Origin of the sequence: Pseudomonas tumuqii, assembly GCF_013184545.1 — a bacterium.
GTDB classification, from domain to species: domain Bacteria; phylum Pseudomonadota; class Gammaproteobacteria; order Pseudomonadales; family Pseudomonadaceae; genus Aquipseudomonas; species Aquipseudomonas tumuqii.
The window spans coordinates 298686-313085 of the sequence record NZ_JAAOJA010000003.1; the positions used below are offsets into that span (position 1 = coordinate 298686).

The 14400-nt window shown below is 66.1% G+C and carries 10 protein-coding genes; 2 read left to right on the forward strand and 8 right to left on the reverse strand.

All coding sequences use genetic code 11. The features are described from left to right. The first annotated feature begins 45 nt into the window (after positions 1–45). Entirely contained in the window at positions 46–2313 is a 2268-nt protein-coding gene (gene rlmKL, locus G9C89_RS07920) for a bifunctional 23S rRNA (guanine(2069)-N(7))-methyltransferase RlmK/23S rRNA (guanine(2445)-N(2))-methyltransferase RlmL (RefSeq protein ID WP_172147140.1), read from the forward strand. 244 nt (positions 2314–2557) lie between these two features. Here rlmKL and G9C89_RS07925 read toward each other — a convergent pair whose 3' ends face one another. The 5 genes from G9C89_RS07925 to G9C89_RS07945 form a co-directional block, all read right to left on the reverse strand. After that, positions 2558–2797 (reverse strand): YheU family protein, encoded by a 240-nt coding sequence (locus G9C89_RS07925; RefSeq protein ID WP_172147142.1) that lies wholly within the window; start codon positions 2795–2797, stop codon positions 2558–2560. A gap of 182 nt (positions 2798–2979) precedes the next feature. Beyond that, complete coding sequence (locus G9C89_RS07930; protein ID WP_172147145.1) at positions 2980–5733, reverse strand: hybrid sensor histidine kinase/response regulator; 2754 nt, start codon at positions 5731–5733, stop codon at positions 2980–2982. 90 nt (positions 5734–5823) lie between these two features. Then, the gene (locus G9C89_RS07935; RefSeq protein WP_172147148.1) at positions 5824–7014 is read right to left on the reverse strand and encodes an osmoprotectant NAGGN system M42 family peptidase; all 1191 of its coding nucleotides are present in this window, start codon (positions 7012–7014) and stop codon (positions 5824–5826) included. A gap of 130 nt (positions 7015–7144) precedes the next feature. Beyond that, positions 7145–8881, reverse strand: coding sequence for an N-acetylglutaminylglutamine synthetase (gene ngg / locus G9C89_RS07940; RefSeq protein WP_172147150.1), 1737 nt, complete (start codon positions 8879–8881; stop codon positions 7145–7147). A gap of 200 nt (positions 8882–9081) precedes the next feature. Next, on the reverse strand, positions 9082–10851 hold the full coding sequence (locus G9C89_RS07945) for an N-acetylglutaminylglutamine amidotransferase (RefSeq protein ID WP_172147153.1): 1770 nt from the start codon (positions 10849–10851) through the stop codon (positions 9082–9084). Between the two features lie 111 nt (positions 10852–10962). On the opposite strand from G9C89_RS07945, the gene G9C89_RS07950 reads away from it, so the two are divergent. Beyond that, positions 10963–11436, forward strand: coding sequence for a MarR family winged helix-turn-helix transcriptional regulator (locus tag G9C89_RS07950; protein WP_172147156.1), 474 nt, complete (start codon positions 10963–10965; stop codon positions 11434–11436). Positions 11437–11480: 44 nt separating this feature from the next. Here the strand turns inward: G9C89_RS07950 and G9C89_RS07955 are convergent, their stop codons facing one another. From G9C89_RS07955 to mnmC, 3 genes are all read right to left on the reverse strand, one after another. Continuing rightward, complete coding sequence (locus G9C89_RS07955; RefSeq protein WP_172147171.1) at positions 11481–11750, reverse strand: metal-sensing transcriptional repressor; 270 nt, start codon at positions 11748–11750, stop codon at positions 11481–11483. Beyond that, entirely contained in the window at positions 11747–12307 is a 561-nt protein-coding gene (locus tag G9C89_RS07960; protein ID WP_172147173.1) for a Tll0287-like domain-containing protein, read from the reverse strand. Before G9C89_RS07960 ends, G9C89_RS07955 begins: the two co-directional genes overlap by 4 nt. Before the next feature lie 81 nt (positions 12308–12388). Beyond that, complete coding sequence (mnmC, locus tag G9C89_RS07965) at positions 12389–14371, reverse strand: bifunctional tRNA (5-methylaminomethyl-2-thiouridine)(34)-methyltransferase MnmD/FAD-dependent 5-carboxymethylaminomethyl-2-thiouridine(34) oxidoreductase MnmC (protein WP_172147176.1); 1983 nt, start codon at positions 14369–14371, stop codon at positions 12389–12391. Between the last annotated feature and the right edge of the window lie 29 nt (positions 14372–14400).

Genomic DNA, 14400 nt, shown 5'->3' on the forward strand with positions numbered 1-14400 from the left:
GACTCGTTCACCTGCCGTTTACTGCCTTAGGCACTGGATATCCCCATGTCGGATCGTTACGAACTCTTTCTCACTTGCCCCAAGGGCCTGGAAGGCTTGCTGCTTGAAGAAGCCGGCAACCTGGGGCTCGAGGAGGCGCGCGAGCATACGTCCGCCATTCGGGGCGTTGCCGAGATGGAGACGGCTTATCGCCTGTGCCTGTGGTCGCGCCTGGCCAACCGGGTATTGCTGGTGCTCAAGCGCTTTCCGATCCAGGACGCCGAAAGCCTCTACGAAGGCGTGCTGGAGGTCGACTGGTTCGAGCACCTGGAACCCAACGGCAGCCTGGCCGTGGAGTTCAGCGGCAATGGTTCGGGGATCGACAACACCCACTTCGGGGCGTTGAAGGTCAAGGACGCCATCGTCGACAAACTGCGGCAGAAGGACGGCACGCGGCCGTCGATCGACAAGCTCAACCCGGACATGCGCGTGCATCTGCGCCTGGATCGCGGCGAGGCGATTCTTTCCCTTGACCTGTCCGGGCACAGCCTGCACCAGCGCGGCTACCGCCTGCAGCAGGGCGCCGCGCCGCTCAAGGAAAACCTCGCCGCCGCCGTGCTGCTGCGTGCCGGCTGGCCGCGTATCGCCGCCGAGGGCGGCGCCCTGGCCGACCCCATGTGCGGGGTCGGCACCTTCCTGGTGGAAGCGGCCATGATCGCTGCCGACATCGCGCCGAACCTCAACCGCGAGCAGTGGGGCTTCAGCCATTGGCTGGGGCATGTCCCGGCCTTGTGGAAGAAGCTGCACGCCGAAGCCGAGCAGCGCGCGAGCGAAGGGCTGGCTAAGCCGCCGTTGTGGATTCGCGGTTACGAGGCCGATCCGCGTCTGATCCAGCCGGCACGCAACAATATCGAGCGGGCCGGGCTGAGCCACTGGATCAAGGTCTATCAGGGCGAGTTGGCGACCTTCGAGCCGCGCCCGGACCAGAACCAGAAAGGCCTGGTGATCTGCAATCCCCCCTATGGCGAGCGCCTGGGTGATGAGGCCAGCCTGCTGTATCTCTACCAGAACCTCGGCGAACGCCTGCGCCAGGCCTGCATGGGCTGGGAGGCGGCGGTGTTCACCGGCGCGCCGGATCTGGGCAAGCGCATGGGCATCCGCAGCCACAAGCAGTACGCGTTCTGGAATGGCGCGCTGCCGTGCAAGTTGCTGCTGATCAAGGTGCAGCCGGAGCAGTTCGTCACCGGCGAGCGGCGTACCCCGGAGCAGCGTGAACGCGAGCGCGAGCAGGCAGAAGCCGACAAGGCACCGCTGGAGCCGCTAGAGCGCCAGTACAACAAGAACGGCAACCCGCTTAAACCGGCGCCGGCTCCTGTCGTCGAGCAGGCCCGCTTGAGCGAAGGCGGGCAGATGTTCGCCAATCGTCTGCAAAAGAACCTGAAACAGCTGGGTAAATGGGCGCGCAAGGAAGGCATCGACTGCTACCGGCTGTACGACGCCGACATGCCCGAATATGCCCTGGCCATCGACCTCTATCACGACTGGGTGCACGTACAGGAATACGCCGCGCCGAAATCCATCGACCCGGAAAAGGCCCAGGCGCGGCTGTTCGATGCCCTGGCAGCGATTCCCCAGGCGTTGAACGTCGACAAGAACAAGGTGATCATCAAGCGCCGCGAGCGCCAGAGCGGCACCAAGCAGTACCAGCGGCAGAACAGCCAGGGCCAGTTCATGGAAGTCAACGAAGGCGGGGTGAAGCTGCTGGTCAACCTCACCGACTACCTCGACACCGGACTGTTCCTCGATCATCGGCCGTTGCGCCTGCGCATCCAGCGTGAGGCCGCCGGCAAGCGCTTCCTCAACCTGTATTGCTACACCGCCACGGCGAGCGTGCATGCAGCCAAGGGCGGCGCGCGCAGCACCACCAGCGTCGATTTGTCGAAGACCTACCTGGACTGGGCACGGCGCAACCTGTCGCTCAATGGCTTCTCGGACAAGAACAAGCTGGAGCAGGCCGATGTGATGAGTTGGCTGGAGGAGGATCGCGGCGAATACGATCTGATCTTCATCGACCCGCCGACCTTCTCCAACTCCAAGCGCATGGAGGGCGTGTTCGACATCCAGCGCGACCACGTGCAGTTGCTCGACCTGGCCATGGCGCGCCTGGCGCCGGGTGGGGTGTTGTATTTCTCCAATAACTTCCGCAAGTTCCAGCTCGATGAGGGGCTGGCGGCACGTTATGGGGTGGAGGAAATCAGCGCCGCGACCCTGGATCCGGACTTTGCCCGCAACCCGAAGATCCACCGTGCCTGGCGTTTGACCACGCAAGGCTGAGAACTGGTGAAAAACTGTCGCCTACTGCAGGCGTCTTGACGTGACGCAGTAGGCGCCGGCCCATTACCTTGGGCAGTCCGCGATCCGCAGCAGGCAGTGTTCCAAGGTTATTAGTTCGGCACAGAAGCTGGCGGCTTGTCGCTATGCTCCGAAGCCGCCCTACCTCCGCACGGACTGCCCTGCATTCCAAAGCAGAAGCGCATCAGCCCTTGAGCTATGGTGCCTGAACAGGCTAATACGCCTGTCACTCGCTGAGCGCTTGCAGCCATTCCTTGGGCACATCGCGTTTCAGTGCCAGCTGGCATTGCTGGCTTTCCGGATCGAAGACGATGACCGCTTCGCCTTTGTCGAGGGCGCGGCGCACACGTTGCACGCGGGTTTGCAGCGGGGTTTCGTCGCCGTTGTCGGTGCCCTCGCGGGTGACGAAGTCCTCGATCAGGCGGGTGAGGGTGTCGGCTTCGAGCAGGGACGCGGGGATCAGCACGGTTTGTTTCTCCAGAACGCAGCGGCGATGCTAACGCGCCCTGGGCGTGCTGGCCATGCCTGCATCTCACCGTCAGTCGCACGCCCCTGGCCCGGGTGGCTGCTCAGGTTGCGATTAACCCGTAGGGAGATCCGGGCGGCGCTCCGCTCGGCGCGCAGCGACAGCCCGCCAGATCGCGGCGCCTATGTGTCTTGCAGGGTCTGCTCGAGCAGATAGCGCTCCAGGGTGGCATAGAGCTGGGCGCTGTCCAGTGGCTTGCCGAGAAAGTCGTCCATGCCGACATCCATGCCATGCTGGCGGTGTTCGTCGAGGGTGTGCGCGGTCAGGGCGACGATGGGTACCGCCGCGAGGTTTTGTTGGCGCTCCATCTGGCGAATTTTTGCGGTCGCTTCGAAACCATCCATGACCGGCATCTCACAGTCCATCAGGATCAGCTGTATCGCTGCCGGGTCGCGTTGATATTCGTTGAGTGCGGCCAGTCCATTGGTGACCAGGCGCACGCTATAGCCGCGTTTCTTCAGGAAGCCTTGCACCACCAGCTGGTTAACCGGGTTGTCTTCGGCGACCAGGATGCACGGGGCTGCCTCCTGCTCGGGGCGCGCTGCACGTGGCAGCTTGTGCACTTCGGTGCGCTGTTCTGCATAGAGTTCGACCAGCGTGGCACGCAGGGCGCTGACCGTTAGCGGTTGCGCCAGGCTGAGCAGGCGCAGGCTGGTGCTGGATGGCAGTTGCTGGCATTGCTGCGGTGGGCAGAGCAGCAATATGCGCTGGCCGGGTTGCAGGTACGGGTGCAGTGAATCCAGCCAGTGGCTGGCACTGCCGGGCCAGGGCGACATCAATACCAGCAGCGGCGCAACGGCGAAGTCTTCCAGGTAAGTGTGCAGTTTGTCCGGGTTCTGGCAGTGCTCGGTGCGCATGCCCCAGCGTCCGAGCAGGCGGCTGAGGGCATCCAGGCCGAGGCCGTCGAGCGAGCAGAGCAGGGCGCTGCGCCCCTTGAGCAGCAGGCCCAGGGCATCGGCTTCGTGTGCCTGGTCGTCGAGGGGGATGTCGAAGGCGAAACGCGTGCCCTGGCCCGGGGTGCTCTGTACTTCGATGCGTCCGTGCATCATTTCCACCAGTTCCTTGCTGATGGCCAGGCCCAGACCGCTGCCGCCATAGCGCCGGGTGGTGCTGGAGTCACCCTGGGAGAAGGACTCGAAGAGCCGCGCCTGATTCTGCTGGTTGATGCCGACGCCGCTGTCGCTGACCGAGAACACCAGGTGGGCCTGGCCGAGTGAGTCGCTACGGCGGCAGACATTCACCCCGACATGGCCTGCGTCGGTGAATTTCAGGGCATTGCTCAGCAGGTTCATCAACACCTGCTTGACCCGGGTCGGGTCGCCGCGCATGCGCCGCGGCACGTCCGCATCCAGGCTGATGTAGAGGCGCAGGTGCTTGTCCAGCGCTTGCCCGGTGAACAGGCTGAGGGTGTCGGAGGTCAGTTGTTCGAGGTCGAAATCGATATGTTCCAGGCTGAGCTTGCCGGATTCGATCCGCGCGTAGTCGAGGATGTCGTTGATCACCGCCATCAAGGAACTGCCGGAGCTGGAGATGGTATCGACATAGAAGCGTTGGCTGCGATCCAGCGCGGTTTCCCGCAGCAGTTGCAGCATACCCAGCACGCCGTTGAGCGGGGTGCGGATCTCGTGGCTCATCATGGCCAGGAAGCGGCTCTTGGCCTGGTTCTCGATCTCCGCCTGTTCGGCGGCGCGGCGCGAGCGGAAGCCTTCTTCCTTGAGGGTGTTGATGCGGTCGGCCAGGCCGATGGACAGGGTGATCAGCTCGATGGTCACGCCGACTTTGACCACCGCGGCGCCGTACAGGCCGAACAGCTCGACCCCCAGCGAACCCGAGGTGGCGATGATGAACGAGGCCAGCAAAATGCCCCAGGCGAGGATGTAGTAGGAGCCGTAGCGCAAGCCCCGGCGCCAGACATAGGCACCGCTGAGCAGCAGCACCAGGGAGACCGCCAGCACGGTCAGGCTGGCCAACATGTTCCAGGCCTGCAGGCCGATCAGCGGCAGCGACAGCAGGCAGCCGAACGTGGCCAGCATGAACAGGCGCAGGCCCAGGTCGAGGCGCGGAAAGTACTGCTGGGTATGCAGGAAGTGGCGGCTGAACTGGCTGGCGCTCAGGCAGTGGAGGAACATCAGGAGGTAGATGCCGATTGACTGCAGGTCGATGTAGTGCGGCAGCAATTTGAACAGCATGCCGTCGAAGCTGACGCTGAACAGACCGATATTCAGGCTGTAGACCAGGTACCAGAAATAGGCCGATTCGCGTAGCGAGATAAACAGGAACAGGTTGTAGCAGAACATCGCGAACAGCACGCCGTAGAAGGCGCCATCGAGGCCCATGAGGTTTTCCTGGGCGGCCGCGCTGGCGTTGTGGGTGCTGAAGACCAGCGGCACGAATACCGTGCTGCTGGTGTCCACGCGCACCAGCAGGCTGTTGTCGCCCGGGGGCAGGGTTAGTGGAAACCAGAAGTTGCGCACCTGCACCGGGCGCTGGGTGAATGCGTAGCGGTCGCCACCCTCCTGCATGAGCCAGTTACCGTCGCTGCCGCGCAGGTAGATCTGGATATGATCGAGCAGCGGGTAATTGACTTCCAGATAGCCGGCCAGATCCTGCGCCAGGCTGTTGCGCAGGCGCACCTTGAACCACCAGACCGAACGGTTCTTGCCCAGGTTGGCGTGGTCGCCCTGAACCGCTGCGAAGCGCTCGTCGCCCAGGCCACTGACCTGTTCGAGGGTCAGGCTGCCCTCCGGGTCCTGCAGATAACCCATGGCGGCGCCGAGGGACAGGCGCAGTTCCGGTTTATCCAGCTCCGCGGGTAACAACGCCCACGCCGGCCCGCAAAGCCAGAGCAACAGCAGCGTCAGGCACATCCGCGGCATCCGCGCCCCCCCATTATCGTTAGCGGGGGCGCGCAAACACGCCACGCCGTCATCCCATGCCCGCCACTTTGCCCGGATGTGGGTTGGCCTTCAAGCGTCCTTGTCGCGCTGGCCGAGCAGGCTGTCGACGGTCGGCACACGGGTTTCGCTTTCCATCTGCGCATCGTGTTCCAGTTGATGGCTGAAACGCTCCAGCGAACCCTTGGCCGGTTGCGCGTCGCTGGCGAACACCGGCGGGCTCAGCAGGTAGGCGCCGAGCAGACGGGTCAGGGCCGCCAGGCTGTCGATATGGGTGCGCTCGTAGCCGTGGGTGGCATCGCAGCCGAACGCCAGCAAGGCGGTGCGGATGTCATGGCCGGCGGTGACGGCCGACTGCGTGTCGCTGTGGTAGTAGCGAAACAGGTCACGGCGCACCGGGATCTCGTTCTCGCTGGCCAGGCGCAGCAGGTGCCGCGACAGGTGATAGTCGTAGGGGCCGCCGGAGTCCTGCATGGCCACGCTGACCGTGTGCTCGCTGGATTGCTGGCCGGGCGCGACCGGGGCGATGTCGATGCCGACGAACTCGCTGACATCCCAGGGCAGGACGGCGGCGGCGCCGGAGCCGACTTCCTCGGTGATGGTGAACAGCGGGTGGCAGTCGATCGGCGGTTCGATACCGCTGCCGACTATGGCCTTGAGCGCCGTGAGCAGGGCCGCGGCGCCGGCCTTGTCGTCGAGGTGGCGGGCACTGATGTGGCCGCTGTCGGTGAACTCGGGCAGCGGGTCGAAGGCCACGAAGTCGCCCACCGAGACGCCCAGCGACTCGCAGTCGGCGCGGGTGGCGCTGTAGGCGTCCAGGCGCAACTCGACGTGATCCCAGCTGATCGGCAGCTGATCGACCTCGGTATTGAAGGCGTGCCCGGAGGCCATCAGCGGCAGCACGCTGCCACGGATCACCCCGGTATCGGTGAACACGCTGACCCGGCTGCCTTCGGCGAAGCGGCTCGACCAGCAGCCCACCGGGGCCAGGGCCAGGCGGCCGCTGTCCTTCAGCTCGCGGACAATCGCGCCGATGGTGTCGAGGTGGGCCGACACCGCGCGATCCGGGCTGTAACGACGGCCCTTGAGGGTGCCGCGAATGGTGCCGCGGCGGGTCATCTCGAAGGGGATGCCGATCTCTTCCAGGCGCTCGGCGACGTAACGCACGATGGTGTCGGTAAAGCCGGTCGGGCTGGGAATGGCGAGCATCTCCAGTAGGACTTTCTGCAGGTAGTCGAGATCGGGTTCGGGTAGTGGCTGCATGGCAGTCTCCTGGTTGGGCCGCGTAGGAGCCAGCTTGCTGGCGATCGGGGGGAAGCTAAGATCGCCAGCAAGGACTAGGCGTTCCCCTGGCACCTACAGAGGGTGTATGGCGAGCAGCCGGCTGCTTTGCTCAGCCCACCTGGCTGAGCGGGAACAGCAGGTCGATGAAGCGCTCGGCGGTCGGTTGCGGTTGGTGGTTGGCCAGGCCGGCGCGTTCGTTGGCTTCGATGAACACGTGTTCCGGCTGGTCGGCCGCCGGCACCAGCAGGTCGAGGCCGACCACCGGGATGTCCAGGGCGCGGGCGGCCTTGACCGCTGCTTCGGCCAGGGCCGGGTGGAGGATTTCGGTGACGTCCTCGAGGCAACCGCCGGTGTGCAGGTTGGCGGTCTTGCGCACGGCCAGGTGCTGGCCCTGGGGCAGGATGCTGGCGTAGTCGACCCCGGCGGCATGCAGGGTGCGCAGGGTTTCCGCGTCCTTGGGGATGCGGCTCTCGCCGCCGGTGGCGGCCTGGCGGCGGCGGCTCTGGGCGTCGATCAGGTCGCCGATGCAGTGGCGGCCGTCGCCGATCACTTCGGCCGAGCGGCGGATGGCCGCGGCGACCACCTCGAAGCCGATCACCAGGATGCGCAGGTCATGGCCTTCATGAAAACTTTCCAGCAGCACGCGGCTGTCGAAGGCGCGGGCGCGTTCGATGGCGTCCTGCACCTCGGCCGGGCTGCGCAGGTCGACCGCCACGCCCTGGCCCTGTTCGCCGTCCACCGGCTTGACCACCAGGCTGCCATGCGCGGCGAGGAAGGCGGCGTTCTCTTCGGCGCTGCCGGCCAGGCGCTGGGCCGGCAGGCTGAGGCCGGCGCGGCTGAGGGCGCGGTGGGTCAGGCGCTTGTCCTGGCACAGGGTCATGCTCACCGCGCTGGTCAGGTCGGTCAGCGATTCACGGCAGCGAATGCGCCGGCCACCGTGGCTGAGGGTGAACAGCCCGGCTTCGGCGTCGTCCACCTGCACCTCGATGCCGCGGCGCAGGGCCTCGTCGACGATGATCCGCGCGTAGGGGTTGAGGTCCGCCGCGGGGCCGGGGCCGAGGAACAGCGGCTGGTTGATGCTGTTCTTGCGCTTGATGCTGAAGGTCTGCAGTTCGCGAAAGCCGAGCTTGGCGTAGAGGCCCTTGGCCTGGCGGTTGTCGTGCAGCACCGAGAGGTCGAGGTAGCTCAGGCCGCGGCTCATGAAGTGTTCGATCAGGTGGCGCACCAGCACTTCGCCGACCCCGGGACGGTTGCAGCGCGGGTCGACCGCCAGGCACCAGAGGCTGCTGCCGTGTTCCGGGTCCTGGTAGGCCTTGTGGTGGTTGAGGCCCATGACGCTGCCGATCACCGCGCCGCTGTCTTCGTCCTCGGCAAGCCAGTACACCGGCCCGCCCTGATGCCGCGGGGTGAGCTTGCCCGGTTCGATCGGCAGCATGCCGCGCATCTGGTAGAGGCAGTTGATCGCCTGCCAGTCCTCGGCATTCTGCGCGCGGCGGATGCGGTAGCCGCGAAAGCCGCTGTGCGCCGGGCGGTAGTCGCTGAACCACAGGCGCAGGGTGTCCGAGGGATCGAGGAATAATTGCTGTGGCGCCTGCGCCAGCACCTGCTGCGGGGCGGCGACGTACAGGGCGATATCGCGCTCGCCCGGTTGCTCGCTCAACAGGGCTTGCGCCAGCTCGGCGGCGTCGGGGTAGGTGTGGCCGATCAGCAGGCGTCCCCAGCCGCAGTGCAGGGCCAGGGGTTGGCAGGGTTCGGCCCCGTGATCCTCGGCGAAGCGCGCCTGCAGGCGCTCATAGGAGGGCGCCTGGCCGCGCAGAAGACGTTGGTTGAAGGCAGTAGCGCGCATTGGAGAAGTGTCCTTTGCTGTTGAGTCGCGCCCGGCTTGGTTGCGGGTCGCGAAGGGTGTCGTGACAGCCCCGGATTGCCTCCGGGCTACGGCGACGGTAGGCACTCCACAGGGGAGCGCTGTAGGGTGGATGTCGCTTTTTACATCCACCATGACGGCGGTGATGGTGGAAAACGCTTCGCGGTTTTCCACCCTACGTGCTACAGGCCTTGCTCGCTCAGCCACAGGTTGAGCGCCGCCAGCTGCCACAGCTTGGAGCCGCGCAGCGGGGTGAGCTGGCCGTGCGGGTCGGTCAGCAGGCGGTCGAGCATGGCCGGGTTGAACAGTCCGCGATCCTGGCTCGGGTCGACCAGCAGGTCGCGCACCCAGCCCAGCGTTGCGCCTTCCAGGTGCTTGAGGCCCGGCACCGGGAAGTAGCCTTTCTGGCGGTCGATTACCGCCGCCGGGATCACCTGGCGCGCCGCTTCCTTGAGCACGTGCTTGCCGCCGTTGGGCAGCTTGAAGCGTCCGGGGATGCGCGCGGACAGCTCGGCCAGGCGGTAATCGAGGAACGGCGTGCGCGCCTCCAGGCCCCAGGCCATGGTCATGTTGTCGACCCGCTTGACCGGGTCGTCGACCAGCATCACCGTGCTGTCCAGGCGCAGCGCCTTGTCCACCGCGGCGCTGGCGCCGGGCTGGGCGAAGTGCTGGCGGACGAAGTCGCCGGCCGCATCGTTGGTCAGCCACTCGGGCTGCACGCAGGCGGCGTACTCGTCGTGCTCGCGGTCGAAGAACGCCTGGCGGTAGGCCGCGAAGGCATCGTCGGCGCCATCCACCAGCGGGTACCAGTGGTAGCCGGCGAACAGCTCGTCGGCGCCCTGGCCGCTCTGCACCACCTTGCAGTGCTTGGCCACCTCGCGCGACAGCAGATAGAAGGCGATGCAGTCATGGCTGACCATCGGCTCGCTCATGGCGCGGAAGGCGGCCGGCAATTGTTCGAGAATCTCGTTCTCGCCGATGCGCAGCTGGTGGTGGCGGGTCGTGAAGCGCTCGGCGATCAGGTCGGAATACTGGAATTCGTCGCCACGCTCGCCGCCGGCATCCTCGAAACCGATGGAGAAGGTCGACAGATCTTCCACCCCGGCCTCGCGCAGCAGGCCGACCAGCAGGCTGGAATCGACGCCGCCGGAGAGCAGCACGCCGACTTCCACGGCCGCACGCTGGCGAATCGACACCGCCTCGCGCATGCCGTCGAGCACGCGCTCGCTCCAGTCTTCCAGGCTGAAGTCGACTTCATCGCGCCGCGGCCCGAACTGCAGGTTCCACCAGGTCTGCTGTTCGCAGTTGCCCTGGGCATCGATGCGCATCCAGCTGGCCGCGGGCAGTTTCTCCACGCCGGCGAGGATGGTGCGCGGCGCCGGGACCACGGCATGAAAATTCAGGTAATGGTTGAGGGCGATGGGGTCGAGGGTCTTGCCGATATCGCCGCCTTGCAGCAGCGCCGGCAGGCTGGAGGCGAAGCGCAGGCGCTGGCCGGTGCGCGACAGGTAGAGCGGTTTGACCCCCAGGCGATCCCGGGCGATGAACAGTTGCTGGCTGTCGCGCTCCCACACGGCGAAGGCGAACATGCCATTGAGCTTGGGCAGCAGATCCTTGCCCCAGGCGTGGTAGCCCTTGAGCAGCACCTCGCTGTCGCCACCCGAAAAGAAGCGATAGCCGAGGCCTTGCAGCTCGCTGCGCAGTTCCGGGTAGTTGTAGATGGCGCCGTTGAATACCATCGACAGGCCCAGATCGCTGTCGATCATCGGCTGGCCGGAGGCTTCGGCCAGGTCCATGATCTTCAGCCGGCGATGACCGAGGGCGATCGGGCCCTGGCTGTAAAAGCCGTGGGCATCGGGGCCGCGAGGGGCCAGGTGGTGGGTGATTCGCTCGACCGCGGCCAGATCGGCCGGTCGCTGATCAAAACGTAATTCTCCAGCTATTCCGCACATAATTCCTTACCGGTGTTGCCGTTGGGGAGTGGTTCGGAGTTGCCGAGCCTTTTACAGGTAAACAAATAAATGCTTTCATGTCAAAGCGATCATTCGAGTTAAAAGGCAGATATGGCGGATAAAATGGTTTCTACTGAAATAGATTTGTCATCTGTGATGGCGCTCGATCTGCCGATTTTCCAGTCGCTCAGGCGCCTGCAACAGGCCGGTGAGGTGCATGCCAAGCGCCTGGCCCGTTTCGGCGGGCTGACGCCCATGCAGTTGATGATCCTGCAGGTGCTGGCCGGCGAGGCACGACTGACCGCCAGCGACCTGAGCGGGCGGGTCAGTCTGACGGCGGCGACGCTGTCGGGCATGCTCGATCGTCTGGAGGAGCGCGGCCTGTTGCAGCGCCAGCGCGACGACCAGGATCGCCGTCGCCAGTGGTTGCTGCTCAGCGATGCCGGCCGCGAACTGGTGCAGCAGGCGCCGACCCTGCTGCCGCCGGAGTTTCGCCAGCGCTTCGCCGCGCTCAAGGATTGGGAGCGGCACAGCCTGACCGCCGCGCTGCTGCGCGCGGCGGAACTCTGCGGGGAGATGGAGTGAGACGGTGGGGAGCCAGGAGCGACAGCGCGGGGTCTCTACACCATTCAGGTGTACTTGGTGAAAATGGTGCGAACCCGGGCCAGGGTTTCACTGGGGTCGTGCTCGGGGTCGAGTACGGCTTCTTCCAGCAGGCAGGCGAGCATCTCCTGGTAGGCCTTGTCCAGCGCCTTGCGGGCGGCGGCGAATTGCTGGGCGATGGCCTCGCAGTCCTCGCTGCGGCGGATCATTGCCTGGATGCCGCGGATCTGCCCTTCGACCCGGGCCAGGCGTTTGAGCATCGCGTCTTGATGGGCGGCGCGGGTTTGTTCGCTCATGGTGTTGCCTCCGCCAGCGTGCGGCGCAGGGTGAAGGCGCCACGCAGTTCGCCCAGGCGAAAGCCGCTGGCCTGGTCCGCGGGGTAGCCTTGCTTGATCTGCGCCGCCACCTCGGGCTTGATCGCCTGGCCGTGACAAGCCAGGCACGGCTCGCCGGTGGCGATGGCTTGCATGTAACGGAACTCGCCGTCGACGACCGCCGACGCGCTCATCTGCGTCAGCGCTTCGCCGGCGCGTTGCCGCTGTAAGAAGTCTTCCAGTACCTGACGTTCCCAGGCATCCGGCTGATTGTCCGGGTTGCGCAGGCGCAGAGCGGTGCGCCCGACTTTCCAGGGGTGCTGGCTGTGCTCCACGGCGATAGTCGGCGCGAGCAGTTGGCAGGCTTGCACGGCCTGCACCGGGCCGCCCTCAGCGACTGCTTGTTTTACCGTCTGCATCAGCTGTTGCTGGAAGGGTGGGATGAGGCCGGCGGCTTCGCGTTCGAGGCTGGCCAGGTCGGCAGCAGGAGCGGCCCAGGCCAGCGTCGGCAGGGCGGCGAGTACGAGGATCAGGCGCATGCGGTGTCACTCCGTGTCTGTATACCCCGTAGGGTATGCGCGGGTCGTGAATCCAGGCAAGCGCCGCGTCCGGGGTTGCGACTATTGGCCGCGGATCAGCAGGCGCAGGGCGAAGCGGTTGGGGTGGCAGGCCTCGGCGACATCGCGGGGCACGGGCAGCGGTTCGGCATCGAGCCAGGCGGCAATCAGTTCGCCGGACAAGGGCGCGGTGATCAGCCCGCGCGAACCGTGGCCGCTGTTGATATACAGGCCGTCGAGCCAGGGGCAGGGGGTATCCGGCACCTGGCGGGCATCCTTGGCCAGCACCGCGTAGGCCGCGAGAAAGGCCGAGCGGTCAGCAAGGGGGCCGACGATGGGCAGGTAGTCCGGGCTGGTGCAGCGAAAGGCGGCGCGGCCCTCGAGCTGGGCCGGGTCGAGCTGGGCGCTGTGCAGGCGTTCGGCCAGGTCGCTCGAGATTTCTTCGAGCAGGCCAAGGTTGTCCGCATGATCGGCGCGGTTGAGTGTCAGGTCGTCGCTTTTGAAGTCGAAACTGGCGCCCAGGGTGTGTTCGCCGAGGCGCATCGGGGCGATATAACCCGAGGCGCAGACCACGCTGCGCAGTGCCGTGCTCTGCGCGGTGGCCGGTATTCGGCTGATCTGCCCGCGAATGCGTTTGAGCGGCAGCTCGGCGCTGTAGGGGAAGCGCTTGATCTCGGCGGCGCCGGCCAGCACCACCACGGCGGCACTGGCCAGGAGATCCGCGCCGTTCCAGGCCTGCCAGGTTTGGCCGTCGCGGCGCAACTGCAGCGCTTCCTGGTGCAGTTGCAGGCGAATGTTCGGCTGCTCGGCCAGCAAGCGGCACAGCGCCGGCGGGTGCACCCAGCCGGCCTGCGGGTAGAACAGCCCGCCGGCCGGCAGCTGGATGCCGGCCTGGGCTTCGGCGCTGACCTGGTCGAGGTTGACCAGCAGATCGCTGGGGAAGGCCGCCGCCAGTTGCGCCTGGCGCTGCGCTTCCTTGGCGTCGAGGGCCAGTTGCAGTACCCCGCAGTTGTCCCAGTCCCGGCCTTTTTGCAGGCGTTCGAGCAGGCGCCGGGTGTAACCGAAGCCGCTGACGATCAAGCGCGAGAGCGCCGTGCCGTGGGCCGACAGCTTGAGGTAGAGCACGCCTTGCGGGTTACCCGAGGCTTCCTCGGCGATAGCCGCGTGGCGTTCCAGCAGGGTCACCTGCCAGCCGCGTGCCGCCAGGCTGGCCGCAGTGGCGCAACCGGCCATTCCCGCGCCTATGACCAGGGCCCGACGTTCGCGCTGGCGCTGCGCCGGGCGGGCAAACCAGGGTTTGCCGGCACCCGCAGCGCTGCCGTCGAACTGGCCTTTGAGCACTTCCCACTTGTGGCCCAGGCCCGGCACCCGCTGCATCTTGAAGCCGGCGTCATTCAGGCGCCGACGCACGTAGCCGGTGCTGGTGAAGGTGCCGAGGCTGGTGCCGGGGGCGCTTAGCCGGGCCAGCTCGGCGAACAGGTCCGCGGTCCACATCTGCGGATTCTTCGCCGGGGCGAAACCGTCGAGGAACCAGGCGTCGATGTGCGCGTCGAGTTGCGCCAGCAGCTCCAGGGCATCGCCGATCAGCAGGGTCAGGATCACCCGTCCGCCGGCGAATATCAGGCGCTGAAAGCCCGGATGGAGGGCGACGTACTGGCCCAGCAGCTCGTGAGCGAAGGGCGCCAGCTCCGGCCACAAGGCCAGGGCGCGCTGCAGATCGGCGTAGCCGAGCGGGTATTTCTCGACACTGACGAAGTGCAGCCGCGCGCCGGCGGGCGCCTGCTGCTCGAACAGCTGCCAGGCGCAGAGAAAATTCAGCCCGGTGCCAAAACCGGTTTCGCCTATCGCCAGTTGTTCGCCGTCGCCCAGGGCACTGAAACGCGCCGGCAGGTCGTTATTGGCGAGAAACACATGGCGGGTTTCGGCCAGGCCGTTCTGGTTGGAGAAATAGACATCGCCGAAGAGCCGCGATAACGGCTGTCCCTCGGCATCCCAGTCGAGCTGCGCGGGTTGGCTGTCGGGTAGGTCGAGCGGGGAGTCGGGCATGGCAAGCGCACCAGATTGAGCAGGCGGGC